Here is a 25,253-nt window from a genome sequence, read left to right as displayed (position 1 = left end):
CGCGGCCTTGCCGCATGAGCAAGCACCCGGCTCCGGTGCCCTTCTTCCTCCAAAAACGCAAAACGTGACATATCCGGACACCGCCCCTACTGCGGTTCGCCCACACGCACCGGATGCAGCCAGGCCGCCGCGCACGCGCTATCCGGCGCGCGTGCCACCGCGCACACCACGGCGGGCCCCAGGTCGAGCAGATCGACGATGCTCCGTGCTGCGTCACCGGCATGCAGCGCGTGCGAGCGCCCCTCCGGCAGGGCGAACGTGTCCATTTCACGCTCGAGCCCCACGCCTGCAGCCTTGAGGAATGCTTCCTTGCGTACCCACAAGTCGAGCAGCGCCGCACCCTGCGCGGCATCGTCGTATCCGGCGATGCGGCGATACTCGTCGCCGTGGCATATCCGCTCGGCGATGTCGGGCATGCCCCCTGCGCGATGGGAGGGCTCGATATCCACGCCGACAGGCCCACACATGCCCACCGCCACTGCGGCATATCCCTCGGCATGACTCAGGCTGGTATCCACCGCCATCCCGACAAGCAGCGGCCGTCCACGCGCGTCACGCGTCAGCGGTACGCGCTCAGGCGACATGCCCAAGGCTTGCGCGAGAACGAGTCGGTGCAGGGCATAAGCCAGCGCAAGACTGTCCCTATGGCGCTCCTGTCGCTGACGTTGCACGCGCTCGCGCTCGCGGGTATCGATGATGTCGAACGCATCACCGACCCAGCCCCGCCAGTCTTCCAGCGCAAACACCGCCACGACGACGCCCTGCCTTGGCAATCTATCAAAGGACAGACCACCGGCTACGCGCGGGAACGCCGCCGTCAGGGACGTCACAGTCATGGAGGAGCCGTAAAGGCTGGATCGCAGGTGATGCGCCGATAAGAACGACATGCAGAAGCCACAAGTGCTCGAGCGAGTGCGAATACCTGCATCTCACGCAGACGACAGCTGCAACAGGCCATGCAGTGCACAGGCGGGATGTGGCTACGGACGCAGAAACGCAAAGAGCCAGCGGATGACCGCTGGCTCTTTGCGTTTTAATGGCGCGCCCGGAGAGATTCGAACTCCCGACCGCCTGGTTCGTAGCCAGGTACTCTATCCAGCTGAGCTACGGGCGCGTGAGGAGCGGAATTATGCGGGAAGCGTTTTCCACTCGTCAATCTTTTTTCTACTTCTTCTTATATGCCTTGGCGCCGTAGAAAACGCTTCAGGACGCGGTGCGTACGAACACTTTCTCGCAGCGCGGATCTCTTGCTTGCATGCCTCCATGGATGCGTGCATGCCAGACGAAACTGGCGGAGTGAGAGGGATTCGAACCCTCGATAAGGCTTTTGACCCTATACTCCCTTAGCAGGGGAGCCCCTTCAGCCGCTCGGGCATCACTCCGGTTTTGTCCCCCGTTGCAGGCGTGCTGCAGCGGCCGCATAGGATAGCGGCTCGCCGCGCGGCCGGCAAACAAAATTACTACTCGGATGTGGCGCTCTCCGACGCTGAAGTGGAGGCAATCTCTTCGCCGCGCTGGATGCGCTGATAGATTTCCTCGCGATGCACCGCCACATCCTTGGGCGCGGTGATGCCGATGCGCACCTGGTTACCTTTCACGCCAAGCACGGTCACCGTGACCGAATCGCCGATCATCAGGGTTTCGCCGACACGGCGGGTCAAGATCAACATGTTTCTTCTCCGTAATCCGGCAAAGGATAGTGCCGGGGGCGCGCTGGCTCCGTGAAAGCCGGCCAGTGGCTTCCTGGTACATTCATGAACCTAAAGCATGTTAGCGGCCGGAGGTACACGGCCGCAAGCGCCGATTGGTCTAGCCTTGGTCAGCCGAGCCGCTGTTCGACCCAGCCCGGAACGCCCTGCAGCGCGGTCGCAAGGGCGGGCCCGTCTTCACCACCACCCTGGGCGAGGTCCGGGCGACCACCGCCCTTGCCGCCGATCTGACTCGCGATATGTGAGAGGAGTTCCCCCGCCTTGATCCGGCCGGTTGCGGCGCCATTCACACCCGCGACGAGCGCCGCCTTGCCGTCAGACGTGCCCGCCAAGACGATCACCGCGTCGCCGAGCTGCTGCTTCAGGCGATCCACCGCATCGCGTAGCGCCTTGGCGTCAAAACCTTCGAGGCGAGATGCAAGCACGCGGATGCCGCCCACATCGACGGCAGTGCCGCCCAAATCCGAGGTGGCAGTGGAAGCGGCTTTGGATTTCAACGATTCCAGTTCGCGCTCAAGCTTCTTCTGGCGGTCGGAAAGCGCGCGGATCTTCTCGACGACCTCGCCCGTACTGCCACCCAGCAGCCCAGCCGCTTCGATCAAACGACGCTCCTCGTCGGCTACGTAATCGAGTGCGCCCTGCCCTGTCACTGCCTCGATGCGCCGCACACCGGCGGACACGCCGCTTTCGCCTACCAGCTTGAACAAGCCGATATCGCCGGTGCGGCCGACATGGGTGCCGCCACACAGCTCGGTGGAGTAATCGCCCATCTTCAATACACGCACGTGCTCGCCGTACTTCTCGCCGAACAGCGCCATGGCACCGAAGTCCAGCGCCTCCTGCATTCCCATCTGATGCACTTCCGCCGCATGGTTTGCGCGGATCTGCACGTTGACGCGACGTTCTATCTCGGCCAGTTCTGTGGCCGTCATCGGCTGGAAGTGGGAGAAATCGAATCGCAGGCGATCCGGCGCCACCAGCGAGCCCTTCTGCTGTACGTGCGTACCCAGTACTTCGCGCAATGCCGCATGCAACAGGTGGGTAGCCGAATGGTTGAGGATGGTGTTCGCGCGACGCGCGGTGTCCACCGATGCCACCACGTGGTCACCGACCTTCAGCGCGCCTTTCCCTACACGACCGGCGTGACCATGGAACTGGCCGGCGAACTTGATCGTGTCGGCGACATCGAACTGAACACCTTGCTCTGCCAGAACGCCGGTATCACCGACCTGCCCACCGGACTCGGCGTAGAACGGCGTGCGGTCCAGGATGACCACTGCGTCGTCTCCTGCCTGCACGGCCGACACTGGCCGCCCGTCCTTCAGCAGCGCGGCAACCCGCAGGCCGCCCGCATCGAGCTGGTCGTAGCCCAGGAACACCGTCGGTGACAATTTGGCCACGAGATCCGCAGGCAGACCCGTACTTGAGGTGAACCTGCCCGCGGCACGGGCCGTTTCCCGTTGCTGCTCCATCGCGGCGTCGAATCCTGCCATATCCACCGTCAGCCCACGCTCGCGCGCGATGTCAGCAGTCAAGTCGACCGGGAATCCATAGGTGTCGTATAGCCGGAAGGCATCGGCACCCGGGATCACGCCATCGACCACGCGCGTGGCGATGTCATCGAAGATCCGCATACCGGAATCCAGCGTCTCGGCGAACCGCTCCTCTTCGGCCTTTAGCGCACGCTCGACGAGTTCACGCGTTGCCGGCAACTCCGGGTAGGCGTCGCCCATCAGCTCCGACAGCGTGTCGACCATCTTATGGAAGAAGGGCTGGCGAACGCCCAACATCCAGCCGTGGCGCAGCGCGCGACGGATGATCCGGCGCAAGACATAGCCACGACCCTCGTTGGATGGCAGAACGCCATCCACGATCAGGAAGCTGCACGCGCGGATGTGGTCTGCGATGACGCGCAGCGATTTGTTCTCGAGGTCGGTCGTGCCCGTGAGTTCGCTGGCCTTGCGGATCAGCGTCTGGAACAGGTCGATCTCGTAGTTGGTATGGACGTGCTGCAGGACCGCCGCGAGGCGCTCCAGTCCCATCCCCGTGTCAACGCAGGGTGCCGGCAGCGGCACCAGCGTGCCATCGGGCTGGCGGTCGAACTGCATGAAAACGTTGTTCCATATCTCGATGTAACGATCGCCGTCTTCGTCAGGCGACCCTGGCGGGCCGCCTGCAATGTGGTCGCCGTGGTCGTAGAAGATCTCGGTGCACGGTCCGCAGGGTCCCGTGTCGGCCATCTGCCAGAAATTGTCCGAGGCGTAAGGCGCGCCCTTGTTGTCGCCGATACGCACGATGCGCTCGGCAGGCAGGCCGATCATGTCGTGCCAGAGATCGTAGGCCTCGTCATCGTTGTGGTACACGGTGACCAGCAGGCGCTCCTTCGGCAGCTTCCAGACCTCGGTCAGCAGCTCCCATGCCCAGCCGATGGCTTCCTTCTTGAAGTAATCGCCGAAGGACCAGTTACCCAGCATTTCAAAGAACGTGTGGTGGCGCGCCGTATAGCCGACCGAATCGAGATCGTTGTGCTTACCGCCGGCGCGCAGGCAGCGCTGGACGTCGGCGGCGCGCACGTAGCTGCGCTTCTCCGCGCCCAGGAACACGTCCTTGAATTGCACCATGCCGGAGTTGGTGAACAACAACGTGGGGTCATTGCCGGGTACCAACGAAGCGGAGGGCACGATGGTGTGGCCCTTTCCGGCGAAGAAATCGAGGAAATCCTGGCGGATCTGGCGGGTGCTGAAGGTCTTGGAAGTGGTCATCTGGCAGGCATTGGCTGGAAGGCGCTTTCTTGCACCGCGCTGTCCGCAACATGCGGACACGGCCGGGTGGAAGCAACCCAATGCCCTAGATTATCAGGCTGTCCCGTCCCAGTCCTCGGGCTCCAGCCGGCTTGCGGCACGAACCGCAGCGCCATCGAAGCCGCGCCGGATGAGGAAATCGGCGATTTTCCGCCGCTGCGACTGATCGATCTGGCGGCCTGGACCGAAACGCCGGCGGACGAGGTCGCACGCCGTTTCGGTCCAGTCGCCATCGAAGGTGGCCATCGCCGCCGCGACCGCCTCGCGGTCCAATCCATGGGTGGACAGTTCGGCCTTGATCCGCAGCGGACCATAACCACCCGAGACCCGGCTGCGAACCAGGGCTTCGGCAAAGCGCGTGTCGCTTTGCCAGCCTTCGCCCGCCAGCCGGTCCACGGCCGATCGCACATCGGCCGCCTCCACGCCCCGGAAGCTCAGCTTCCGGGACAGTTCGCGCTGGGAGTGCTCGCGGCGGGTCAGCAGTTCCAGCGCCCGCTGCAGCGGCGTTCGCTCAGCAGGCTTGGGGCGACGGCGCGCACTGACCGCCTTTTCGCCCTCATCCACCATTGCCGCGCACGCCCTCCCCGCTCACCAATCCTTACTCACCGTCGTCGGCACTTTCTTCACGCTGCGCCTCGGCCGGCTGGAACTTTTCCCGCAGTTCGGCTTCCAGCTTGGCGGCAATGGCCGGGTTCTCGCGCAGGAACGTCCGTGAGTTGTCCTTGCCCTGTCCGATACGCTCGCTGCCGTAGCTGTACCAGGCACCGGCCTTGTCGACCAGCTTGGCTTCCACGCCCATGTCGATCAATTCACCCTCGCGGCTGATGCCTTCGCCGTACAGGATCTCGGTGACGACCTGCTTGAAGGGGGGGGCCAGCTTGTTCTTGACCACCTTGATCTTGGTCTGGTTGCCGATGATCTCGTCGCCCTTCTTGATGGCACCGATGCGACGGATATCCAGACGGACCGACGCGTAGAACTTCAGCGCGTTGCCGCCCGTGGTGGTTTCCGGACTCTGGCCGGGCATCATCACGCCAATCTTCATGCGCAACTGGTTGATGAAGATCACCGTGGTGTTGGAGCGCTTGATATTGCCGGTGAGCTTGCGCAACGCCTGGCTCATCAGGCGGGCCTGCAGGCCCGGCAGCTGGTCGCCCATTTCACCCTCGATTTCCGCCCGCGGCGTCAAAGCCGCCACGGAATCGATGACCACGATGTCGATGGAGCCCGAGCGGACCAGCATGTCGGCGATTTCCAGCGCCTGCTCGCCCGTGTCCGGCTGCGACAGCAGCAGATCGTCCACGTTGACGCCCAGCTTGGCGGCATAGATCGGGTCCAGCGCATGCTCGGCATCGATGAACGCGGCCGTGCCGCCCTGCTTCTGGCACTGGGCGATCGCCTGCAGGGTCAGGGTGGTCTTGCCGGAGGACTCCGGACCATAGATTTCGACGACGCGGCCACGCGGCAGGCCGCCGATCCCCAAGGCGATGTCCAGCATCAGCGAGCCCGTGGGGATGATCTCGACGGGCTCGATAACCCGGTCGCCCATGCGCATCACCGAGCCCTTGCCGAACTGGCGCTCAATCTGGGTCAGGGCGGCGGAAAGGGCGCGCTTCTTGTTCTCGTCCATCGTCGTGGTCCTAGTCAATGTGGTCAGGTGCGATCAGTGTGGTGGGGCCCCATCGCACAGGCTGCGACGGTACGGGCAGGAGTGAAATTAATCGTCGACATCCGCTCACCGACATCGGGCCCCGACGCGCAGATGCATCGGGAAACGCCGCCCGGCGATGTCGGAACCGTGGCCGGCATCACCGGTTGGGCCTCACCAGACCGCAATACAAGCCCTCGATGGCGAAGTCCTGGTCGGGCAGCACGTCGATGGGGGCATAGTCGGGGTTGCGGGGCAACAGCCGGATACGGTCCTTGCCGATCTTCAGCAGTTTGACGGTGATGGCATCGTCTACACGCGCAACCACGATCTGTCCTGAGCGCGCATCCCGCGTGCGATGCACGCCGATCAGGTCGCCATCGAAAATACCCTCATCGCGCATGGAGTCACCCTTGACCTTCAACAGGTAATCCGGGGCGGGCGCGAAGAAGGCGCGATCCAGCAACACATAGTCATGATGACCTGCGTCGGCGCCGATCGGGGCACCGGCCGCGACTTGCCCCAGCACCGGAATCCGCAGGCCATCGTCGTTGGCGGAGGGAAATGCCAGATCGGGCTGTGCGGAAAGTGGCGCTTTCAGCAAGCGAATCCCGCGCGCACGGCCCGGAACCCGTTCAATGGCACCCGCCTGTTCCAGTGCCTCCAAGTGGTACTGGGCGGCCCGGACGCCCTTGAAACCGAACGCCTTGGCGATTTCCGCCTGTGACGGCGGCATGCCCTCGGCGTCGAGCCGCTCGGCGATCAGGGCGAGAATGGCGTGCTGGGTATCGGTCAGGTCCATGATTAGTAGTATTACTACTAATGACCGCACTCTGCAAGCACTCTGCGCGCGCTTCCGTGACTGCACCCCCCAATCGTCCTCCTCAAACGGAAGGCGCAGGCGCGGTCAGACCGCCTCCAGCCCGCGCAGGGCGGCAGCTACCGTCTGCCGGCGTACCACATCGCGATCACCGTCGAACTGGAAGATCTCCGCCCGCGCATAGCCGCCACGACGCTTCCAGCCGATCCACACCGTCCCCACCGGCTTGTCGGGGCTGCCGCCGCCCGGACCGGCGATGCCGGTGACCGCCACGGCAACGCTCGCGCCGGAATTCACCAGCGCGCCCGACACCATTTCAATGACGGTTTCCCGGCTGACGGCGCCATGCGTTTCCAGCGTCTGCGGACGCACGCCCAACAGCGCCTGCTTGGCCTCGTAGCTGTAAGCCGCCAACCCGCAGTCGAACCAGTCGGACGACCCCGCGATATCGGTGACGCACTTGGCGATCCAGCCACCGGTACAGCTTTCCGCGGTCACCAGACGATCGCGTCCGTGTCTCAGATGCTCGCCTAGACGATGGGCCAGGACGCGCAGCGCTTCATCGGTGGGAACGGACATCATCGGTTCCAGCAAGGGGGCATGGGTGTTGTAGCCGATTTGAACCGCGCTGTCGCGATACCGGAGCAGCAAAAAAGAGCGGCCCGCTGTCCAAGCGGGCCGCTCGCTACATCATGCCGCTGGAATCAGTAGCGGACGCGCAAGGTGACCCCATACATGCGCGGCGCGCCGAGGAACGCGTTGAAGGTGTTGAACGGATTGTTCGGTGCCGGGGACACGTTCTGCAGCGGGCCGTCGAAACCGACCTGCACATAGTCCTCGTTGGTGATGTTGGTGCCCCACAATTCCAGCATCCAGCGCTGGTCCTGTGCACCGATGCCGATACGCGCGTTTGCGACGGTATAGGCGTCCTGCGTTTTCTCCGGATCGAGATCGGAGCCAGTGTTGTACTTGGACACATATTTCGCACCGATGTTGAACCGCGCCATCAAGCTGCCGATGTCCCACTCGTAGGTCACCGATGCGGAACCCGACCACTTCGGCGCAAAGCTCATCTGCGAACCGGGCAGCTTGTACAGCGCACCGGTCGGCGCGACGAAATCGCCGCCCGGAATGGTGTCGCCGTAGGTGGTGTCGGCATACATCAGGCCGCTCTGCAGCATCAGGCCACGGATCGACTTGGGCTGCCACATCAGCTCGGCATCCAGGCCCTGGGAGACCACCTCGGGAATGGAACGCACCACGAAACTGGTACCGAGGAAGCTGTTGAGCTGGAAGTTCTCGTACTTCTGGCGGAACAGCGTGGCGTTCAGCAGCAGGTTGCCGTCCAGCCAGGTGGTCTTGGCACCCAGCTCGTAACTGTCGACGAATTCTCCCGCGAACGAGGTGTCGAGCACTGGCACGATACCGGTGCCGCCGCTGGACAGGCCGTTCGACGACTGCACGCGATCAAGGTTGAAGCCACCACCCTTGTACCCACGCGCGAACGAGCCGTAGGTCATCACGTTGTCGTTCCAGCGATAGGCCGCCTTCAGCGTGCCGGACCATTCCTTCTCTTCGCGGCTCTGCACCGTGTCGCGCGACGGTGCGTTGTGCAGCGGATTGGCCCACGGCAGACAGCCGTAGCCCACCACGGTAGGTGCCGCAGCACTGGCCTGCGCAACGCTCAGGCCACGCGCCACCAGGGCGGCGACAACCTGCGCCGGGTTGGCGAGCATCGAACCACAGCCGGCGCCGCCGTTCGGATTGCTGTAGTTCGAAATCAGGGTTTTCTTTTCGCGGGTGTAGCGCAGGCCCAGCGTGAGGTCGAGCGCGTCCGTCGCGTGCCACGTGTTGTTGGTGAACAGCGCCGTGCTCTTGGCGCTCTGCTGGTAAGTGTCCAGCGCGCCGAGCCCGGCAAATGCGCTGCCGAAGGGGCGACCACTCGCCTGCGACAGGAACAGCGGCGCGGTCGGCGACGCCCCCAGCGCGGGATTGATCATCGACAGCAGCGCAACCGACAGGTAGGGCTCGTACTGCTGGCCGATCCGGTAGGTTTCGGTGCGGTCGAGGTCCTCGTCGGTGTAGAACGCACCGACCATCCAGTCGATGCGATCGGTCGAGCCGGTCAGGCGGAATTCCTGACTGAAGGTCTTGAAGCCGGTGAACGACTCGTCCTTGTCCGCCACGCGGTACAGGATATCGGCCGTGCTGAAGTCGTAATCGAGGCCGTTGATCGCCTCCCACTCGCGCTGGGCGGTGATCGACGTCAGCGTGGCGCCGCCGAACCAGGACGAATCCCAGTTCACTTCGACGGCGACGCCGTTTTCCTTGATGTCCTGTGTGGTCGGGCGGTTGCTGTACGCCACGCGATTGAACGGGTTGTCGGTCGGCGCGGCCACCGCCTGACCGCCAGCCAGCCGGTTGAGGATGGCCGCCGTCGCGCCGACGGTGGTCTGCACGGCTGCGCAGCAGTTTTCCTCGCGGCTGGTGAAGTCGCCGGATACCAGGATTTCCAGGTTCTCCGTCGGCTCGAGCAACAGCTTGGCGCGCACGGTCTGGAAATTCTGGTCGTTGTCTTCGGTTTCCTGTCGCGGACCGTTGCCGGTGCGCACATCCATCCAGCCACCGCGCTTGCGCTTGGCCGCATAGATGTTGAAGGCGCCGACTTCGCCCAGCGCATCGTTGTAGGCGCCGGAGATACCCAGCGCACCATAGTTGCCTGCGGTGACCTCACCTTCGGCGCTCTGCGTGTAGCTGGGACGACGGGTGATGACGTTGATGACGCCGGCAGAGGTGTTCTTGCCGAACACCGTGCCCTGCGGACCCTTCAGCACTTCGATGCGCTCAAGCTGGCCGAGGTCGCCGAAGCCGACGCTGTTGCGCGGGCGGTACACGCCATCGATCACCACGCCGACCGACGATTCCAGGCCTACGTTGTCGCCGACCGTACCCACGCCGCGGATACGCGCGGTGGTGATCGCCTCGCTCTGCGTGCTGGTGACGGTCAGGCCCGGCACCAGGGTCTGCAGGTCCTTGATGTCGCGCACGCCGGTGTCCTGCAGCAGTTGCTCCGAGATCGCAGTGATCGCGATCGGCACGTCCTGCATGGCTTCTTCGCGCTTCTGCGCGGTGACCGTCATGGTGGCCAGCGTGGTCGGCTCTTCCTCGCCGGCCGGCGCGGCAGCCTGTTGCGCGTACGCCTGCGTGCTGGCGCAGAGCGCGGTGAAGACGGCGAGCGAAAGCGCTTTGTGCCTGGGCGATGCGTTGACCATGTTGTCCCCTCCCAAGGGTCATGTCTGGCGGTTGATGCTGTGGTGGTTACCGATGTGGCGTGCGGCGATGCCGCTATGACGGACGCAACTCCCCTTGCGTCAACGCGAAACTAACATCCGTTTTACAACGCATGCATTCTGCACTGCGTCGATACGGAGTATGTGACTTTGGCACGGATAAGCCCCTGATTTTCCGAACGATCGTGCGGAACCCCCCTTGCCCCGCTCGCGAAGCCTCCTTTCGCGTGTCATGCAAATCGCGTTCCGTCGTCATTGGCACACAAGTCCGACCGCCGCGGGCGACGGCGCCCAACCGCTACAATCGAGGTCCTTTCGCACTCCCTTCCCCGCTGGCCTCGTGAGCAAAGACAAGTCGGAACACACGCCCCTGATGAAGCAGTTCTTCGCCGCCAAGGCGGAGTACCCGGACCTGCTGGTGTTCTTCCGGATGGGCGATTTCTATGAGCTGTTCTACGACGACGCGCGCAAGGCCGCGCGGCTGCTCGACATCACCCTGACCCAGCGCGGCAGTTCCGGCGGCGCGCCGATCCCGATGGCGGGCGTGCCGGTGCATGCCTGCGAGGGCTACCTGGCCCGCCTGGTCGCGCTGGGCGAATCGGTGGCGATCTGCGAGCAGATCGGCGATCCGGCGTTGGCAAAGGGTCTGGTGGAACGCAAGGTGGTCCGCGTGGTCACACCAGGCACGGTGACCGACGAGGCCCTGCTCAACGAGCGTCGCGACACCCTGCTGATGACCGTCTGTCGCGGGCGCTCGGGCTACGGCCTGGCCTGGGCCGACCTCGCCGGTGGCCGCTTCATGGTCAACGAAGTGGATGGCGAGGACGCGCTGGAGGCCGAACTCGCGCGCCTGGAGCCGGCCGAGCTGCTGATCCCCGACGAAGAAGGCCTGCCCGCGTTCCTGCAGCAGCGCACCGGTATCCGCCGGCGCGCGCCGTGGCTGTTCGATCCCGATAGCGGGCGCCGGCAACTGCTCGCCTTCTTCGGCCTGCACGACCTGACCGGCTTCGGCATCGACGACAAGGCGCTGGCCACCGGTGCGGCCGGCGCACTGCTCGGCTATGTGGAAGAAACCCAGAAGCAGCGGCTGCCCCACCTGACCGCGATCGCGGTCGAATCCGCCGGCGACGCCATCGCGATGAACGCCGCCACGCGCCGGCACCTGGAGCTGGATACGCGCGTCGACGGCGACACCAGGCACACCCTGCTCGGCGTGCTGGATACCACGGTCACCCCGATGGGCGGCCGCCTGCTGCGCCGGTGGCTGCACCGCCCGCTGCGCGACCGCGTGCTGCTGGGCGAACGCCATCATGCGGTGGCGACCCTGATCGGCCACGGCACGGACCGTGACCTGCGGACCGGCTTCCGCGCGCTGGGCGATCTCGAACGCATCCTCACCCGCGTGGCGCTGCGCTCGGCGCGCCCGCGCGACATGTCCACGTTGCGCGATGGCCTGGCGCTGCTGCCCGATGTCCGCGCACACCTGCAGCCGCTCGACTCGCCGCGCCTGCAGGCACTCGCCTCGGAACTGGGCGAACACGACGAGACCGCCGCGCTGCTGCTGGCCGCGATCGCGCCGCAGCCGCCGCTGAAGCTCACCGATGGCGGCGTACTGGCCGACGGCTACGACGCCGAACTCGACGAACTGCGCCGGCTCAGCACGCATGCCGACCAGTTCCTGGTCGATCTGGAAGCGCGCGAGCGTGCGAGCAGCGGCATCGCCACGTTGAAGGTCGGCTACAACCGCGTGCACGGCTATTACATCGAGATCAGCAAGGGCCAGGCCGACAAGGCGCCGGTCCACTACACGCGCCGGCAGACCCTGACGGGCGCCGAGCGCTACATCACCGAAGAACTGAAGCAGTTCGAGGACAAGGTGCTGTCGGCGCGCGAACGCTCGCTGTCGCGCGAGAAGCTGCTCTACGACGCCCTGCTGGACACGCTCAACGCAGGCCTCGAACCGCTGAAGCGCTGTGCCGCCGGCCTGAGCGAACTCGACGTGCTGGCGGCCTTCGCCGAACGCGCGCAGGAACTGGACTGGGCGCAACCCGAACTCGGCGATGCGCCGGGGCTGTGTATCGAACGCGGTCGCCATCCGGTGGTCGAGGCGGTGCGCAAGGAGCCGTTCGAGCCCAACGACCTGCGCATGGACGAGGCGCGCCGCATGCTCGTGATCACCGGCCCGAACATGGGCGGCAAGTCGACCTACATGCGCCAGAACGCACTGATCGTGCTGCTCGCGCATATCGGCAGCTTCGTACCGGCGTCGCGCGCGGTGATCGGACCGATCGACCGCATCCTGACCCGCATCGGCGCCGGCGACGACCTCGCACGCGGGCAATCCACCTTCATGGTGGAAATGGCCGAGACCAGCTACATCCTGCACCACGCCACCGCACAGTCCCTGGTGCTGATGGACGAGATCGGCCGCGGCACGTCGACCTACGACGGCCTGGCGCTGGCCGACGCGGTGGCGCGCCACCTGGCCGCCAGCAATCGTTGCTACACGCTGTTCGCCACGCACTACTTCGAACTGACCGCGCTGGCCAACGAGTCCGGCAGCGGCATCGCCAACGTGCATCTGGACGCGGTGGAACACGGCGACTCGCTGGTCTTCATGCACGCGGTGAAGGACGGCGCGGCGGACCGCAGCTTCGGCCTGCAGGTCGCGGCGCTGGCCGGTCTGCCGAAGACCACGCTGCAGCAGGCGCGTCGCCGGCTGGCGGAACTGGAGCAGCGCGGCCGGGAGACGCATGCGTCCGACATGGCCCCGCAGGCGCTCGACGCCCCGCAGCAGTTCGGCCTGTTCGCTGCTGCACCGTCGGCCGCACAGGACGCGCTGGCCGCGATCGATCCGGACGAGCTGACACCGAAGCAGGCACTGGAAGCGCTCTACCGGCTCAAGGCTCTGCTCTGACCGAGTAACGCGTGTCGCCCGCACGGGCGCATGGACGCTGCGAGGCAACATCGCAGCGTCCTCCCTCGCACCTCTCTCCAACATCCGCGTAACGCGCGCGGAGTATCGTGATGCACGCGACGGGATGCCTTTCGATGGCGCAACGCACCATTGAAAACCGCTATCGAACTCTTCGTCACAAACGATTTTCATTGATCGTTCGCACTGCCTAGTCTGGTCGCCATCCGCCAACGCCCTTGAAGGACGTCAGCCATGCGAGTCCCCACGTTGCCGATCTGCCGGCATAGCCCCCTTCTCATCTGACTACGCGCGACCAAGCTCGTTTCGCGCGGCATCGCCTTGCAGTCTCTCCGCTCCATCCCATTCCCACCCACACCCGACGGCCAAAGGAAGGAAACCCATGACCACCGAATCGAAGTGCCCGTTCCACCAGACCGCAGGCGGCGGCACCGGCAACCGCGACTGGTGGCCCAACCAGCTGCGCGTGGACCTGCTGAACCAGCATTCGTCGCGCTCCAATCCGCTGGCGGGCGACTTCGACTACGCCGAGGCCTTCAACAAGCTGGACTACCACGCACTAAAGAAGGACCTGCGCGACCTGATGACCGATTCGCAGGACTGGTGGCCGGCCGACTTCGGCCACTATGGCGGCCTCTTCATCCGCATGGCATGGCATAGCGCGGGCACGTACCGCATCCAGGACGGGCGCGGCGGCGGCGGACGCGGACAACAGCGCTTCGCCCCGCTCAACAGCTGGCCGGACAACGTCAGCCTGGACAAGGCACGCCGCCTGCTGTGGCCGATCAAGCAGAAGTACGGCCAGGGCATTTCCTGGGCCGACCTGATGATCCTCACCGGCAACGTGGCGCTGGAGACGATGGGCTTCCGCACCTTCGGCTTCGGCGGTGGCCGCGAGGACGTGTGGGAGCCGGACCAGGACGTCTACTGGGGCCGCGAAACCACGTGGCTGGGCGGCGATGTGCGCTACGCACATGGCTCCGACGGCGTCGTGAAGCCGGGCGATGAGGGCGTATTGGTGTCCGATGACGATGCCGACGGCGATGTGCATTCGCGCCGCCTCGAGAACCCGCTCGCCGCGGTGCAGATGGGCCTGATCTACGTGAATCCGGAAGGTCCGGACGGCAATCCGGATCCACTGCTGGCGGCGAAGGACATCCGCGACACGTTCGCGCGCATGGCGATGGACGATGAGGAAACCGTGGCGCTGATCGCCGGCGGCCACACCTTCGGCAAGACCCACGGTGCCGGCCCCGCCGACAACGTCGGCGCCGAGCCCGAAGCCGACGAACTGGAAGCGCAGGGCTTCGGCTGGCACAACACGTTCGGCAGCGGCCGCGGCGGCGACACCATCACCTCCGGCATCGAGATCACCTGGACGCAGACGCCGACGCTGTGGAGCAACAAGTTCTTCGAGAACCTGTTCGGCTTCGAGTGGGAGCTGGAGAAATCCCCGGCCGGCGCACACCAGTGGGTCGCCAAGGACGCGCCGGAAGATGTGCCGTTCGCGCACGACAAGATGAAGAAACAGCGCCCCAAGATGCTGACCACCGATCTGTCGCTGCGTTTCGATCCGATCTATGGCCCGATCTCGAAGCGCTTCCTGGAAAACCCGCAGGCCTTCGCGGAAGCGTTCGCACGCGCGTGGTTCAAGCTGACCCACCGCGACATGGGTCCGCGCGTGCGTTACCTCGGCCCGGAAGTCCCGAAGGAAGAACTGGTGTGGCAGGACCCGCTGCCGAAGGCCGACTACGCGGCGATCGACGCCGGCGATGTCGAGGCGCTGAAGCAGAAGATCGCCGCGTCGGGCCTGTCGGTGGCGGAACTGGTGTCGACCGCGTGGGCGTCGGCCTCCACGTTCCGCGGCGGCGACAAGCGCGGCGGTGCGAACGGCGCGCGGATCCGCCTCGCCCCGCAGAAGGACTGGGCGGTCAACCAGCCCGAACAGCTGGCGAGGGTGCTGAAGGCGCTGGAACGCATCCAGATGGAATTCAACCTGGATGCCGCCGGCGGCAAGAAGGTGTCGCTGGCCGACCTGATCGTGCTGGCGGGTGGCGTCGGCATCGAGCAGGCGACGAAGGCCGGCGGCCATGCCGTCACCGTGCCGTTCCGCCCGGGCCGCACCGATGCGCGCGCCGACCAGACCGACGTCGACTCGTTCGCCGTGCTGGAACCATTCGCCGATGGCTTCCGCAACTACCTGAAGGGGCGCTCGGCCGTTCCCGCCGAACACCTGCTGGTGGATCGGGCGCAGTTGCTGACGCTCACCGCGCCCGAGATGACGGCGCTGGTCGGCGGCTTGCGCGTGCTCGGCGCGAATGCCGGCGGCGAGCAGGGCGTGTTCACGGATAAGCCCGGCACGCTGAGCAACGACTTCTTCGTCAACCTGCTCGACATGGGCATCGAGTGGAAGGCCACCGGCGCCAACGGTTATGAAGGTCGCGACCGCAAGAGCGGCGCAGTGACGTGGACGGGCACGCGCGCCGACCTGGTGTTCGGCTCCAACTCGGTGCTGCGCGCACTGGCCGAGGTCTATGCCAGCCAGGACGGCAAGGCGAAGTTCGTCGGCGACTTCGTGGCCGCCTGGACCAAGGTGATGGAACTGGACCGCTTCGACCTGCGCTGACATCCACAGCGGAATCATTCCGCCGTACCGAGCCTGCCGACGCCGCACGCCTGCACGGGACGGCGGCGTCGGCACTTCCGCTGGTCGGCCATCGCTAGTGTGAGGCGGCGATCACATTATTTGGCGCTAGGATGGTAGCCGCCACTATCACTCGTCCAGGAGGACGGTCACACGATGAGCAACCAGTCACTCGCAGAAGAACTCTTCGCCCAACTGCAGGGCGCGCCGTTGCAGCAGGTTTCGCAGCAGCTCGGCGTAGGACAGATGCAGGCCTCCGGCGCGGTGGCGGCGGCCCTGCCGTTGCTGCTGGGTGCGCTGGGCAAGAACGCCGCGCAACCGCAGGGGGCAGAAGCGCTGTTCGGCGCACTGCAGAAGGACTATGCGGGTCTGGATCTGGGTAGCGTGCTGGGAGCGGTCCTGGGCGGCGGATCAACGCCCATCCGGCAGACGGATGGCGGCGCCATCCTCGGAAAGATCTTCGGCGGCGCGCAGCCACGTGCGGAGGCCAGCCTGGGTCAGGCGACGGGGCTGGGCGGCGACAAGTCGGCGATGCTGATGAAGATCCTCGCCCCGATCGTGCTGTCGTTCCTCGCGCAGCGTTTTCTTGGCCAGGGCAATGCGAATCCGAACGCGCTGGGCCAGGTCCTTGGCCAGGAGCGGCAGGCCGCACAGCAGCAGGGTGGCCTCGGCGGCGGACTGCTCGGTGCCGTGCTCGACCAGGATGGCGATGGCCAGCTGGGCCTGGGCGACATCCTCAAGATCGGCAGCGGCATGTTCGGCGGCGGGCGCTGATACACGCGCCCGCGTCGAGCCAACGAAGAGAAAGGGCGCCGATGGCGCCCTTTCTCTTTGCCCCGCCACTACAACGCGTCGATATCGCCCAGCGCACGGATCAGCCGGCGCGCGCGCTTGTCCGGTCGCGACTGCGGCGCCTGGTAACCCGCGCGTTCCGCCTGCCGTGCCGCCTGCGCGACGGCACGCCGCTCGCGCGAGGACGCCGACTCGACGTACAGGGCATGGGCTACGGACGCCGAGCCACGCTTGTCGCTGAGCGCGAGGACTTCGATGTCGAACACATCGTCGCCACGCGTCACCACCAGCGTGTCGCCCACCCGCACCGCGCGCGAGGACTTCGCGCGCTGCCCGGCCACGTCGACCTTGCCGGTCTCGATGGACTGCTTGGCTAGGCTGCGCGTCCTGAAGAAACGGGCCGCCCACAGCCACAGGTCGAGGCGGACGGAAGCATCGGCGTATTCGGTCATCGGAATACGGAGTACGGTCGTCTCACGGCAGGCGCGAGGGAACGACGGGAAAAGGCAGCTCGGTCTTGTGCTCGTAAGCGCGCTGGCAGGCCTTGGACATATGGAAATCACGCGCCGCCCGTCGCTGGGTGGGCGTGGCGTCCTTCGGCAGCGGCTGCGAGGCGGCGGCACGTGCCTCGTCGGCGCACCAGGCAAAGGGCGCCGCCACGTACGGATCGTTCGACGCCACGGGATCGCTGGCGCAGGCCGACAACAGCAGGATACCCATGGGAAGGATTCGCATCGGGCGCATGTCGCTCTCCGTGGCCGTTGGTGCAAGTCTGCACCGGAATTCGCCTGGCGGAAACGCAAACGGCCACCCGGAGGTGGCCGTTCCTGCGACACGCTCGTGCCGGATTACTCGGCGGCGGCAGCGGCGGCAGCCTGGCGGGCGGCCTTGGCGGCGGCGTTGGCGGCCAGGTCTTCCTTGATGCGGGCAGCCTTACCTTCCAGGTCACGCAGGTAGTACAGCTTGCCGGCGCGGACCTTGCCGCGGCGCTTCACTTCGACCGAGTCGATGGTGGCGCTGTGGGTCTGGAAGACGCGCTCGACGCCGTAGCCGTGCGAAATCTTGCGGACGGTGAAGGCCGAATTCAGGCCGGCGTTCTTCTTGGCGATGACGACGCCTTCGTACGCCTGTACGCGCTCGCGGTTGCCTTCCTTGACCTTCACGTTGACGACCACGGTGTCACCGGGGCCGAACGCGGGCAGCTCGCGCGTGATCTGGGAGGCTTCGAATTCCTGGAGGAGCTTGCTCATGTTGGCACCAATGCGTGTATGCGTGATTGTGTCTTGCGACAACGAAACCTGATGCAGTCGCCGGATTGCGCTGCACGATATTGTTATGGGGTCCGGGGGCGAGAACCGCCCAAGGGTCGCGCATTCTACCGGATTCCCGCCGGAGCTGGCTACCCTGCCCCGTCTACGCCCGGCAGACCGGCCCGAAACGCGGCCAGCAGGGCCTTGTCGGCCTTGGACAGGCCGGCTTCGTCCAACAGGTCCGGACGGCGCAACCAGGTCCGGCCCAGGGCCTGTTGGCGCCGCCAGCGGGCGATCGCGGCGTGGTCGCCAGAGCGCAGCACGGCCGGCACCTCGCCCAGCGCGTGGCCTGCCGGATGGGTGAAATGCGGGCAATCCAGCAGGCCATCGCCTTCGAAACTGTCCTGCACCGCCGAATCGGCATCGTTCAGCGCACCGTCCTGCAGCCGACCGACCGCATCGATGACCACCGCCGCAGCCAGTTCCCCGCCGGACAGCACGTAGTCGCCGATGGAAATCTCCTCGTTCACTTCGGCTTCGAGAAAGCGCTCGTCCACACCCTCGTAGCGCCCGCACAGCAGGATCATGCGCGGCAGCGCCGCCAGTTCGCGCGCCTTCTTCTGCGTCAGCGGCGCGCCCTGCGGGCTCAGGTAGATCACCGGCGCCGGTACCGTATCGGCCGCACGCACCGCTGACAGGCAGGCCTGCAGCGGCTCGATCATCATCACCATGCCGGGACCGCCGCCAAACGGACGGTCATCGACCCGCCGGTAGCCGCCACTGGCGTAATCGCGCGGATTCCAGCCATGCAGCGACAGCAAGCCGCGTTCCTGCGCACGCCCGACCACGCCCACGGCAGCCGCCTGGGCGATGAACTCGGGAAACAGGGTCATGACGTCGATGCGCATGGCGATCGGCTGCAATCCGTTGGGGAGACAGGGTAACCGCGGTTGCGGCCACCCGCGGGACGACTAGAACTCGGGATCCCAGTCCACGGTCACAACGCCGGCTTCGAAATCCACCGAGCGCACGTACTCGGGTTCGACGAACGGGATCAGCCGTTCGCGATCGCCACGCGCGACCAACACGTCGTTGGCCCCGGTCGAAAACAGGTGCGAGACGGTGCCGAAATCGGTGCCGTCGACATGGATGACGCGCAGGCCTTCCAGATCGACCCAGTAGAACTCGCCGGCGCTCGGCGGCGGCAGTGCGGAGCGCGGGACGAAGATCTCCTGCCCGTGCATCGCCTCCACCTGGTCGCGGTCTTCCATGCCGGGCAGCGTCGCCACCAGGTGCTTGCCGGAGGCTTTGCCCCGCGCGCCGCTCAACTCGCGTTCGGCGCCGCTGGCGTCGCGCAGGGTCCACGGCTGGTAGCGGAAGATGGCGTCGCGCGGCTCGGTCCAGGATTCGATCTTGATCTGGCCGCGCACACCAAAAGCGCCCAGAAGCCTTCCCAGCAGAATCATTTTCTGCGGGGTCGGTGGGCGCTCGGTGTTCATCCGTAAGATAGGCCGCGCGATCCGCGCAGCCGGAACCATCAGGCCGCGGGAGCGGCTTTGACTTCCTTGTACAGGTTGCGGACCTTTTCGGTCAGCTGCGCGCCGTTCCCAACCCAATGGTCGACACGGGCGATGTTGAGTTCAACGCGCTTCTCGGCACCAGCGGCGACCGGGTTGTAGAAACCCACGCGCTCGATGTTGCGGCCGTCGCGCGCGCTGCGCGAGTCGGTGACGATGATGTGGTAGAAGGGGCGCTTCTTCGCGCCGCCGCGGGTGAGACGGATCTTGACCATGGTGTTTTCCAGTGCTGCCCAGTCGCCAGAATGGCGAGGTAAGCCAGTTATTCTAAGCCATTGAATCGATCAGGAAAACCCACCCCGGACGGGTGACCCGGCAGATCAGGCCAGCGACGCCCGCGGGGCGGCCTCAAGAACGTCATCCAACTGGGCCATCAGGGCCGTATCAGCCCCCCATGCGACAGCGTCCGCCATGACAATGGGCTGCAAACCACTGGCATTGCAGGCGAAGGCGGCCCGAAAGTCCCCCAGTTCGTCCAGCCTGACGGTGGCCACGCGCTGCAGAACGCCCGCCTGATCCAGGGCCGCCCGCAACAGCCGTTCGGTCGTTCCCCGCAGGGCGGGCCCTGCCGGCCAGACGATGGCCTGGCCGTCCCACAGGCCCAGATTCCAGATCGACCCCTCGACCACCTGCCCCGCCGGATCGACGAACAAGGCGTCGTCGTAGCCGTCCGCGAGCGCCTGTCGGCGGTAGTGGAACAGGGGGAACGTACCCACGTGCTTGTACTGCGGCAACGGGCGGACGAACGGGTACGACTTCACCCGCAACGCGGGCTTGCCCGCCGATGCGGCCGGTGACAGCGTCACCAGCACGTCGGGCACGACATTGCGCGAGGGATCGCGGTAGTCGAAGCGGGTGGAGAATACGGTGATGCGGACCGACGCATCGCGCAGGCCGGCATGATCCATCGCCTGCGCCGCCAGCTTCAGCGCATTGTCGCCGTCCAGCGTCGTGCCGAACAGCGCGAGCGTCGCCTCTTCCAGCCGCTGCCGATGCAGCGCACGGCCCTGCACCGCGCCATCGCGCACCTGCATCGAGGTGAAGTGACCGTAGTTGGCCAGTGCGAGGGCGCGCAGATCGTCGGCGGTGGCAGGTCTGCCGTTGAGGAATGCCGGAATCATGCGAGCGGCTCCTTATGCCACTGTAGGAGCGACGTAAGTCGCGACCGCGACAACGAAAGCGCCATGAACTCTGCAGGTGTACGGTCGCGACTTACGTCGCTCCTACACGTGCAAAAACCTCACCGGAACGGCATGCCGCCGCGGCCACCCATCATGCTCTTCATGTTGCGCATCATGCCCTTCATGCCGCCGCCGGCCAGCTTGCCCATCATTTTTTCCATCTGCTGGTACTGCTTCATCAGCTTGTTGACGTCGGCAGGCGTCAGGCCTGCGCCCTTGGCGATGCGGGCACGGCGCGAACCATTGAGCAGCGTCGGGTTGCGGCGCTCCTTCTTCGTCATCGAGTTGATGATGGCGATCATGCGCGGCACTTCCTTGCCCTGCTGCACCTGCTGCTTCACGTGTTCGGGGATCTGGCCCATGCCCGGCAGCTTGTCCATCAGGCCGCTGATGCCGCCCATGTTCTGCATCTGCTCCAGCTGGTCGCGCATGTCGTTGAGGTCGAACTTCTTGCCCTTGATGACCTTGGCGGCGAGCTTCTCGGCTTTCTCGCGGTCGACGTTCTGCTCGACCTGCTCGACCAGCGACAGCACGTCGCCCATGTCGAGGATGCGGTTGGCCACGCGTTCGGGGTGGAACACATCCAGGCCATCGGGCTTTTCGCCCACGCCGATGAACTTGATCGGCTTGCCGGTGATGTAGCGCACCGACAGCGCCGCGCCGCCGCGCGCATCGCCATCGGTCTTGGTCAGCACCACGCCGGTCAGCGGCAGCGCCTCGCTGAAGGCCTTGGCGGTGTTGGCCGCGTCCTGGCCGGTCATTGCGTCGACGACGAACAGCGTCTCCACCGGCTTCACCGCCGCGTGCAGCGCCTTGATCTCGGCCATCATGGCCTCGTCGATCGCCAGGCGGCCGGCGGTGTCGACCAGCAGCACGTCGACGAAGGACTTCTTCGCGTCGTCGATGGCGGCGCGGACGATGGCCTCGGGCTTCTGCGCCGCATCGGACGGGAAGAACAGCACGTCCACCTGCTGCGCCAGCGTCTTCAGCTGCTCGATCGCGGCCGGACGGTAGACGTCGGCGCTGACCACCATGACCTTCTTCTTGCGCTTCTCGCGCAGGTGCTTGGCCAGTTTGCCGACGGTGGTGGTCTTGCCCGCGCCCTGCAGGCCGGCCATCAGGATGACGGCGGGTGCGGGCACGTTGAGGTTCAGGTCGCTGGCCTGCGAACCCATCACCGCGGTCAGCTCGTCGCGGACCACCTTGATCAGCGCCTGGCCGGGGGTGAGCGACTTCAGCACTTCCTGGCCGACGGCGCGCACCTTGATGCGCTCGATCAGCGCCTGCACCACCGGCAGGGCGACGTCGGCCTCCAGCAGGGCGATGCGGACTTCGCGGGTCGCCTCGCGGATGTTCTCCTCGCTCAGGCGGCCGCGGCCGCGCAGGCGCTCGATGGTGCCGGAGAGTCGCTGGGTCAGGGATTCGAACATGGGGGCAGGCAGGACCAGGGAAAACGGACGGCGATTATAGCGGCCCCGCCCGCCATCCCCGTCCCGCACCACCCAGACACTGCGCCGCGCACAGCCGCTGTGCGACACTCCCCCGATGACACTCATTCTCATCGCCGTCGCGCTCTACCTGCTGTCCGCAGGCATGCTGGTCCGCTCCGTGGCCCGCGACACCGGCGATGCGCCGCGCCCCTGGGTCTGGCCGGCGCTGGGCGCGGTCATCCTGCACGGCACCTACCACCTGCTGGTGGCGTGGCGCACCCCGGGCGGCCCGGACATGCATTTCTTCGCCGCGCTGTCGCTGGTGTCGCTGGGCATGGCGGTGATGACGCTGCTGGTCGCGATCCAGGGCCGCATGGCCGCCCTTGGCGTGGTCGCCTTCCCGCTGGCCGCGCTGTTGCTGGCGACGTACCACTTCCACGGCCACCAGGCCACGAACGGGCTGGACTGGCGCCTGCAGCTGCATGCATGGCTGGCCCTGTTGGCCTACGCCGCGCTGGCGATCGCCGCATTGTTGGCAGTGATGCTGTGGGCACAGGAACGCGCGCTGCGCCGGCGCGAATTCCACCTGTGGCTGCGCGCACTGCCGCCGTTGACGGAGCTGGAAGACCTGCTGTTCCGCACGATCACGGTCGGCTTCATCCTGCTGACCGCCACGCTGCTGACCGGCGTGCTGTTCGTCGACAACTTCCTGGTCCAGAAGCTCACCCACAAGACCGTGCTCAGCGTGCTGTCGTGGCTGACCTTCGGCGCCCTGCTCATCGGCCGCTGGCGCTACGGCTGGCGCGGCGCCAAGGCCGTGCACTGGACGCTCACCGCGATGGCGCTGCTGCTGCTCGCTTTCTTCGGCAGCAAGTTCGTCTACGAAATGGTGTTGAGGGGCGGTTGAGTACGCGTCTTGGCGACCGGATCCTGAAAGTCGATCACGCGGGAGAACACGGCGCAGTCAACATCTATCGCGCGCAGATCCTGATGACGCGCTGGACGGCGCCGCAGCTGACGCCACTGCTCCGGCATTTCCTCGAACATGAACTCGGTCATCGCGCCCTGTTCCGGAATCGCCTCCAGGCACGCGGGATCCGTCGCTGTCGCAGCTACCTGCTGTGCGGCGTCGGCGGCTGGGCGCTGGGCCTGGTGACCGGCCTGCTGGGCGCGTCCGCCATCGCGGCCACCACCTACGCGGTCGAAAGCGTGGTGCTGCAGCACCTGATGGAGCAACGGCAGCAACTCGAGCCCATCGACCCGGATGCGTTCGACGCCGTGTCGCGCATCGTGGCGGAAGAACAGGAACACCACGATCACGGCCGCGACACGATGCGGGCCGGCGCCTTCTGGCCGCCGATCCTGACCCCCGTCGTGCGCGCCTCGACCGAAGCTGTCATCTGGCTGGGAATGCGGCTCTGATTCCCTTTCTGTAGGAGCGACGTAAGTCGCGACCGCACGGCCGGCGCTCGCGACAACGTTTGATGGGGATTCGGTCTCACGGTCGCGACTGACGTCGCTCCTACACCAGCCGTGTGCGCCCTACTCCGCCGCCGCTTCCAGCGCCTGCGACAACCGCTCTACCGCCACCACCTCCAGACCCTTGAACGTGCCCGACTTCGGCGCGTTGCCCTTGGGCACGATGGCGCGCTTGAAGCCGTGCGTCGCGGCTTCGCGCAGACGCTCCTCGCCGTTGGGCACGGGGCGGATCTCGCCCGACAGGCCCACTTCGCCAAAGGCAATCGTCTTCTCGGCCAGCGGGCGGTCGCGCAGCGAGGACAGCACGGCCAGCAGCACCGGCAGGTCGGCCGCGGTTTCCTGCACGCGGATGCCGCCCACCACATTCACGAACACGTCCTGGTCGCCCACTACCACGCCGCCGTGCCGGTGCAGCACGGCCAGCAGCATCGCCAGGCGGTTCTGCTCCAGGCCCACTGCCACGCGACGCGGATTCGACAGCGGCGAGCTGTCCACCAGCGCCTGCACTTCCACCAGCAGCGGGCGCGTGCCTTCGCGCGTCACCATCACGCAGCTGCCGGGTTGCTGGGCGCTGCCGGACAGGAAGATCGCCGACGGATTCGGCACTTCCTTCAGGCCCTTCTCACCCATCGCGAACACGCCCAGCTCGTTCACCGCGCCGAAGCGGTTCTTGAAGGCGCGCAGCACGCGGAAGCGGCTGCCGCTTTCGCCTTCGAAATACAGCACGGCGTCGACCATGTGTTCCAGCACGCGCGGGCCGGCGATGCCGCCCTCCTTGGTCACGTGGCCGACCAGGAACACGGCCGTGCCGGTTTCCTTGGCGTAACGCACCAGCCGCGCAGCGCTCTCGCGCACCTGGCTGACGGACCCTGGCGCGGCGGTCAGCGATTCGGTCCACAGCGTCTGCACGGAATCGGCGACGATCAGCTTGGGCCGCGCCACCGAGGCGTGCTGCAGGATGTTCTCGATACCCGTCTCGGCCAGCGCCTGCAGGTTGTCCAGCGGCAGGTCCAGGCGCACGGCGCGGCCGGCGACCTGGGCCAGCGATTCCTCGCCGGTGACGTACAGCGCCGGCAGGCTGGCCGACATTCGGGCAAGGGCTTGCAGCAGCAGCGTGGACTTGCCGATGCCGGGATCGCCACCGACCAGCACCACGGCGCCTTCCACCAGGCCACCGCCGAGTACACGGTCGAATTCACCGATGCCGGTGCTCACGCGCGCCTCTTCGCTGTGCCGCACGTCCTTCAACGCGGTGATCTTCGGCGCCTCGGCCTTGCCAGCCCAGCCAGAGCGGCGGGCGGCGGGTGCGGATACCGCGGCGGCGGTCTCCAGCACGATCTCGCTGAGCGAATTCCACGCCCCGCAATCGGCGCACTGCCCCTGCCATTTGCTGTGGTCTGCCCCGCATTCGGTGCAGACGTAGGCGGTGCGGGACTTGGCGGAGGTCTTGGCCACGGGGAACCTGTCGGGAAGGCGAGCGGCTACTGTATCGGCCCACCGTCTCTGCGGGCGAGACCCGGAAAAAACAAAGCCCCGCCGAAGCGGGGCCTTGTCACAACTGGTGCCGGAAATAGGAATCGAACCTACGACCTACGCATTACGAATGCGCCGCTCTACCAACTGAGCTATTCCGGCGGAGCCGCGAATTTTAGGGGTTGGGGCGGGGGCGGGTCAATGCGGGCGGCTCCGGCCCGCTT

The 25,253-nt window shown here is 66.1% G+C and carries 22 protein-coding genes and 3 tRNA genes; 5 read left to right on the top strand and 20 right to left on the bottom strand.

Annotated features, from left to right (window positions below):
* Nucleotides 1-86 precede the first annotated feature (86 nt).
* From AX730_RS18375 to AX730_RS05640, 10 genes are all read right to left on the bottom strand, one after another.
* Nucleotides 87-887, bottom strand: a complete 801-nt coding sequence (locus AX730_RS18375) for a 4'-phosphopantetheinyl transferase family protein (protein WP_083537747.1) — start codon at nt 885-887, stop codon at nt 87-89.
* A gap of 150 nt (nt 888-1,037) precedes the next feature.
* Nucleotides 1,038-1,114 (bottom strand) — tRNA-Arg (locus AX730_RS05680).
* A 175-nt stretch (nt 1,115-1,289) separates the two neighbouring features.
* A tRNA-Ser gene (locus AX730_RS05675) sits at nt 1,290-1,382 on the bottom strand.
* A gap of 78 nt (nt 1,383-1,460) precedes the next feature.
* A complete protein-coding gene (gene csrA / locus AX730_RS05670) occupies nt 1,461-1,670 on the bottom strand; it encodes a carbon storage regulator CsrA (protein ID WP_062353251.1) in 210 nt (69 codons plus the stop codon).
* A gap of 149 nt (nt 1,671-1,819) precedes the next feature.
* On the bottom strand, nt 1,820-4,471 hold the full coding sequence (gene alaS / locus AX730_RS05665; RefSeq protein WP_062353247.1) for an alanine--tRNA ligase: 2,652 nt from the start codon (nt 4,469-4,471) through the stop codon (nt 1,820-1,822).
* Between the two features lie 93 nt (nt 4,472-4,564).
* Nucleotides 4,565-5,074 carry a recombination regulator RecX gene (gene recX / locus AX730_RS05660; protein ID WP_407071473.1) on the bottom strand — a complete coding sequence of 170 codons (510 nt, stop codon included), beginning with the start codon at nt 5,072-5,074 and terminating at the stop codon, nt 4,565-4,567.
* 34 nt (nt 5,075-5,108) lie between these two features.
* On the bottom strand, nt 5,109-6,140 hold the full coding sequence (gene recA, locus AX730_RS05655; protein WP_062353242.1) for a recombinase RecA: 1,032 nt from the start codon (nt 6,138-6,140) through the stop codon (nt 5,109-5,111).
* 178 nt (nt 6,141-6,318) lie between these two features.
* Entirely contained in the window at nt 6,319-6,960 is a 642-nt protein-coding gene (gene lexA / locus AX730_RS05650) for a transcriptional repressor LexA (protein ID WP_062353239.1), read from the bottom strand.
* A 105-nt stretch (nt 6,961-7,065) separates the two neighbouring features.
* Nucleotides 7,066-7,557 carry a CinA family protein gene (locus AX730_RS05645; protein WP_062353577.1) on the bottom strand — a complete coding sequence of 164 codons (492 nt, stop codon included), beginning with the start codon at nt 7,555-7,557 and terminating at the stop codon, nt 7,066-7,068.
* A 125-nt stretch (nt 7,558-7,682) separates the two neighbouring features.
* Complete coding sequence (locus AX730_RS05640) at nt 7,683-10,250, bottom strand: TonB-dependent receptor (RefSeq protein ID WP_062353236.1); 2,568 nt, start codon at nt 10,248-10,250, stop codon at nt 7,683-7,685.
* A 391-nt stretch (nt 10,251-10,641) separates the two neighbouring features.
* Here AX730_RS05640 and mutS point away from each other — a divergent pair, with 391 nt between their 5' ends.
* From mutS to AX730_RS05625, 3 genes are all read left to right on the top strand, one after another.
* Nucleotides 10,642-13,185, top strand: coding sequence for a DNA mismatch repair protein MutS (mutS, locus tag AX730_RS05635; protein WP_062353575.1), 2,544 nt, complete (start codon nt 10,642-10,644; stop codon nt 13,183-13,185).
* Nucleotides 13,186-13,585: 400 nt separating this feature from the next.
* Nucleotides 13,586-15,829: a catalase/peroxidase HPI gene (gene katG / locus AX730_RS05630; protein ID WP_062353233.1), complete on the top strand. Its 2,244-nt coding sequence runs from the start codon at nt 13,586-13,588 to the stop codon at nt 15,827-15,829.
* A gap of 174 nt (nt 15,830-16,003) precedes the next feature.
* Nucleotides 16,004-16,621 (top strand): DUF937 domain-containing protein, encoded by a 618-nt coding sequence (locus AX730_RS05625; RefSeq protein WP_062353230.1) that lies wholly within the window; start codon nt 16,004-16,006, stop codon nt 16,619-16,621.
* A 68-nt stretch (nt 16,622-16,689) separates the two neighbouring features.
* Here AX730_RS05625 and AX730_RS05620 read toward each other — a convergent pair whose 3' ends face one another.
* From AX730_RS05620 to ffh, 8 genes are all read right to left on the bottom strand, one after another.
* Nucleotides 16,690-17,091, bottom strand: coding sequence for an RNA-binding S4 domain-containing protein (locus AX730_RS05620; RefSeq protein WP_062353228.1), 402 nt, complete (start codon nt 17,089-17,091; stop codon nt 16,690-16,692).
* Nucleotides 17,092-17,113: 22 nt separating this feature from the next.
* Complete coding sequence (locus tag AX730_RS05615; RefSeq protein WP_062353225.1) at nt 17,114-17,359, bottom strand: hypothetical protein; 246 nt, start codon at nt 17,357-17,359, stop codon at nt 17,114-17,116.
* Nucleotides 17,360-17,487: 128 nt separating this feature from the next.
* Nucleotides 17,488-17,889, bottom strand: a complete 402-nt coding sequence (gene rplS / locus AX730_RS05610) for a 50S ribosomal protein L19 (protein ID WP_062353223.1) — start codon at nt 17,887-17,889, stop codon at nt 17,488-17,490.
* A gap of 149 nt (nt 17,890-18,038) precedes the next feature.
* Nucleotides 18,039-18,797, bottom strand: coding sequence for a tRNA (guanosine(37)-N1)-methyltransferase TrmD (gene trmD / locus AX730_RS05605; RefSeq protein ID WP_062353573.1), 759 nt, complete (start codon nt 18,795-18,797; stop codon nt 18,039-18,041).
* Between the two features lie 63 nt (nt 18,798-18,860).
* Complete coding sequence (gene rimM, locus AX730_RS05600; protein WP_062353220.1) at nt 18,861-19,388, bottom strand: ribosome maturation factor RimM; 528 nt, start codon at nt 19,386-19,388, stop codon at nt 18,861-18,863.
* Between the two features lie 38 nt (nt 19,389-19,426).
* The gene (gene rpsP, locus AX730_RS05595) at nt 19,427-19,681 is read right to left on the bottom strand and encodes a 30S ribosomal protein S16 (RefSeq protein ID WP_062353216.1); all 255 of its coding nucleotides are present in this window, start codon (nt 19,679-19,681) and stop codon (nt 19,427-19,429) included.
* A gap of 105 nt (nt 19,682-19,786) precedes the next feature.
* Nucleotides 19,787-20,587 (bottom strand): aminotransferase class IV family protein, encoded by an 801-nt coding sequence (locus AX730_RS05590; RefSeq protein ID WP_062353214.1) that lies wholly within the window; start codon nt 20,585-20,587, stop codon nt 19,787-19,789.
* A 119-nt stretch (nt 20,588-20,706) separates the two neighbouring features.
* The gene (gene ffh / locus AX730_RS05585; RefSeq protein WP_062353211.1) at nt 20,707-22,077 is read right to left on the bottom strand and encodes a signal recognition particle protein; all 1,371 of its coding nucleotides are present in this window, start codon (nt 22,075-22,077) and stop codon (nt 20,707-20,709) included.
* A 115-nt stretch (nt 22,078-22,192) separates the two neighbouring features.
* On the opposite strand from ffh, the gene AX730_RS05580 reads away from it, so the two are divergent.
* Nucleotides 22,193-22,984, top strand: coding sequence for a cytochrome C assembly family protein (locus AX730_RS05580; protein WP_062353208.1), 792 nt, complete (start codon nt 22,193-22,195; stop codon nt 22,982-22,984).
* A complete protein-coding gene (locus AX730_RS05575) occupies nt 22,981-23,499 on the top strand; it encodes a demethoxyubiquinone hydroxylase family protein (RefSeq protein WP_198147042.1) in 519 nt (172 codons plus the stop codon). The genes AX730_RS05580 and AX730_RS05575 overlap by 4 nt, the downstream gene beginning before the upstream one ends.
* Before the next feature lie 120 nt (nt 23,500-23,619).
* Here AX730_RS05575 and radA read toward each other — a convergent pair whose 3' ends face one another.
* Both radA and AX730_RS05565 read right to left on the bottom strand, forming a co-directional pair.
* Nucleotides 23,620-25,011, bottom strand: coding sequence for a DNA repair protein RadA (radA, locus tag AX730_RS05570; RefSeq protein WP_062353205.1), 1,392 nt, complete (start codon nt 25,009-25,011; stop codon nt 23,620-23,622).
* A gap of 104 nt (nt 25,012-25,115) precedes the next feature.
* Nucleotides 25,116-25,191, bottom strand: a tRNA-Thr gene (locus AX730_RS05565).
* Nucleotides 25,192-25,253: the final 62 nt, after the last annotated feature.

The sequence above is a fragment of the Pseudoxanthomonas mexicana genome (assembly GCF_001556105.1).
Lineage (GTDB): Bacteria > Pseudomonadota > Gammaproteobacteria > Xanthomonadales > Xanthomonadaceae > Pseudoxanthomonas_A > Pseudoxanthomonas_A mexicana_A.
This window is presented reverse-complemented; position numbering and strand designations above follow the sequence as displayed.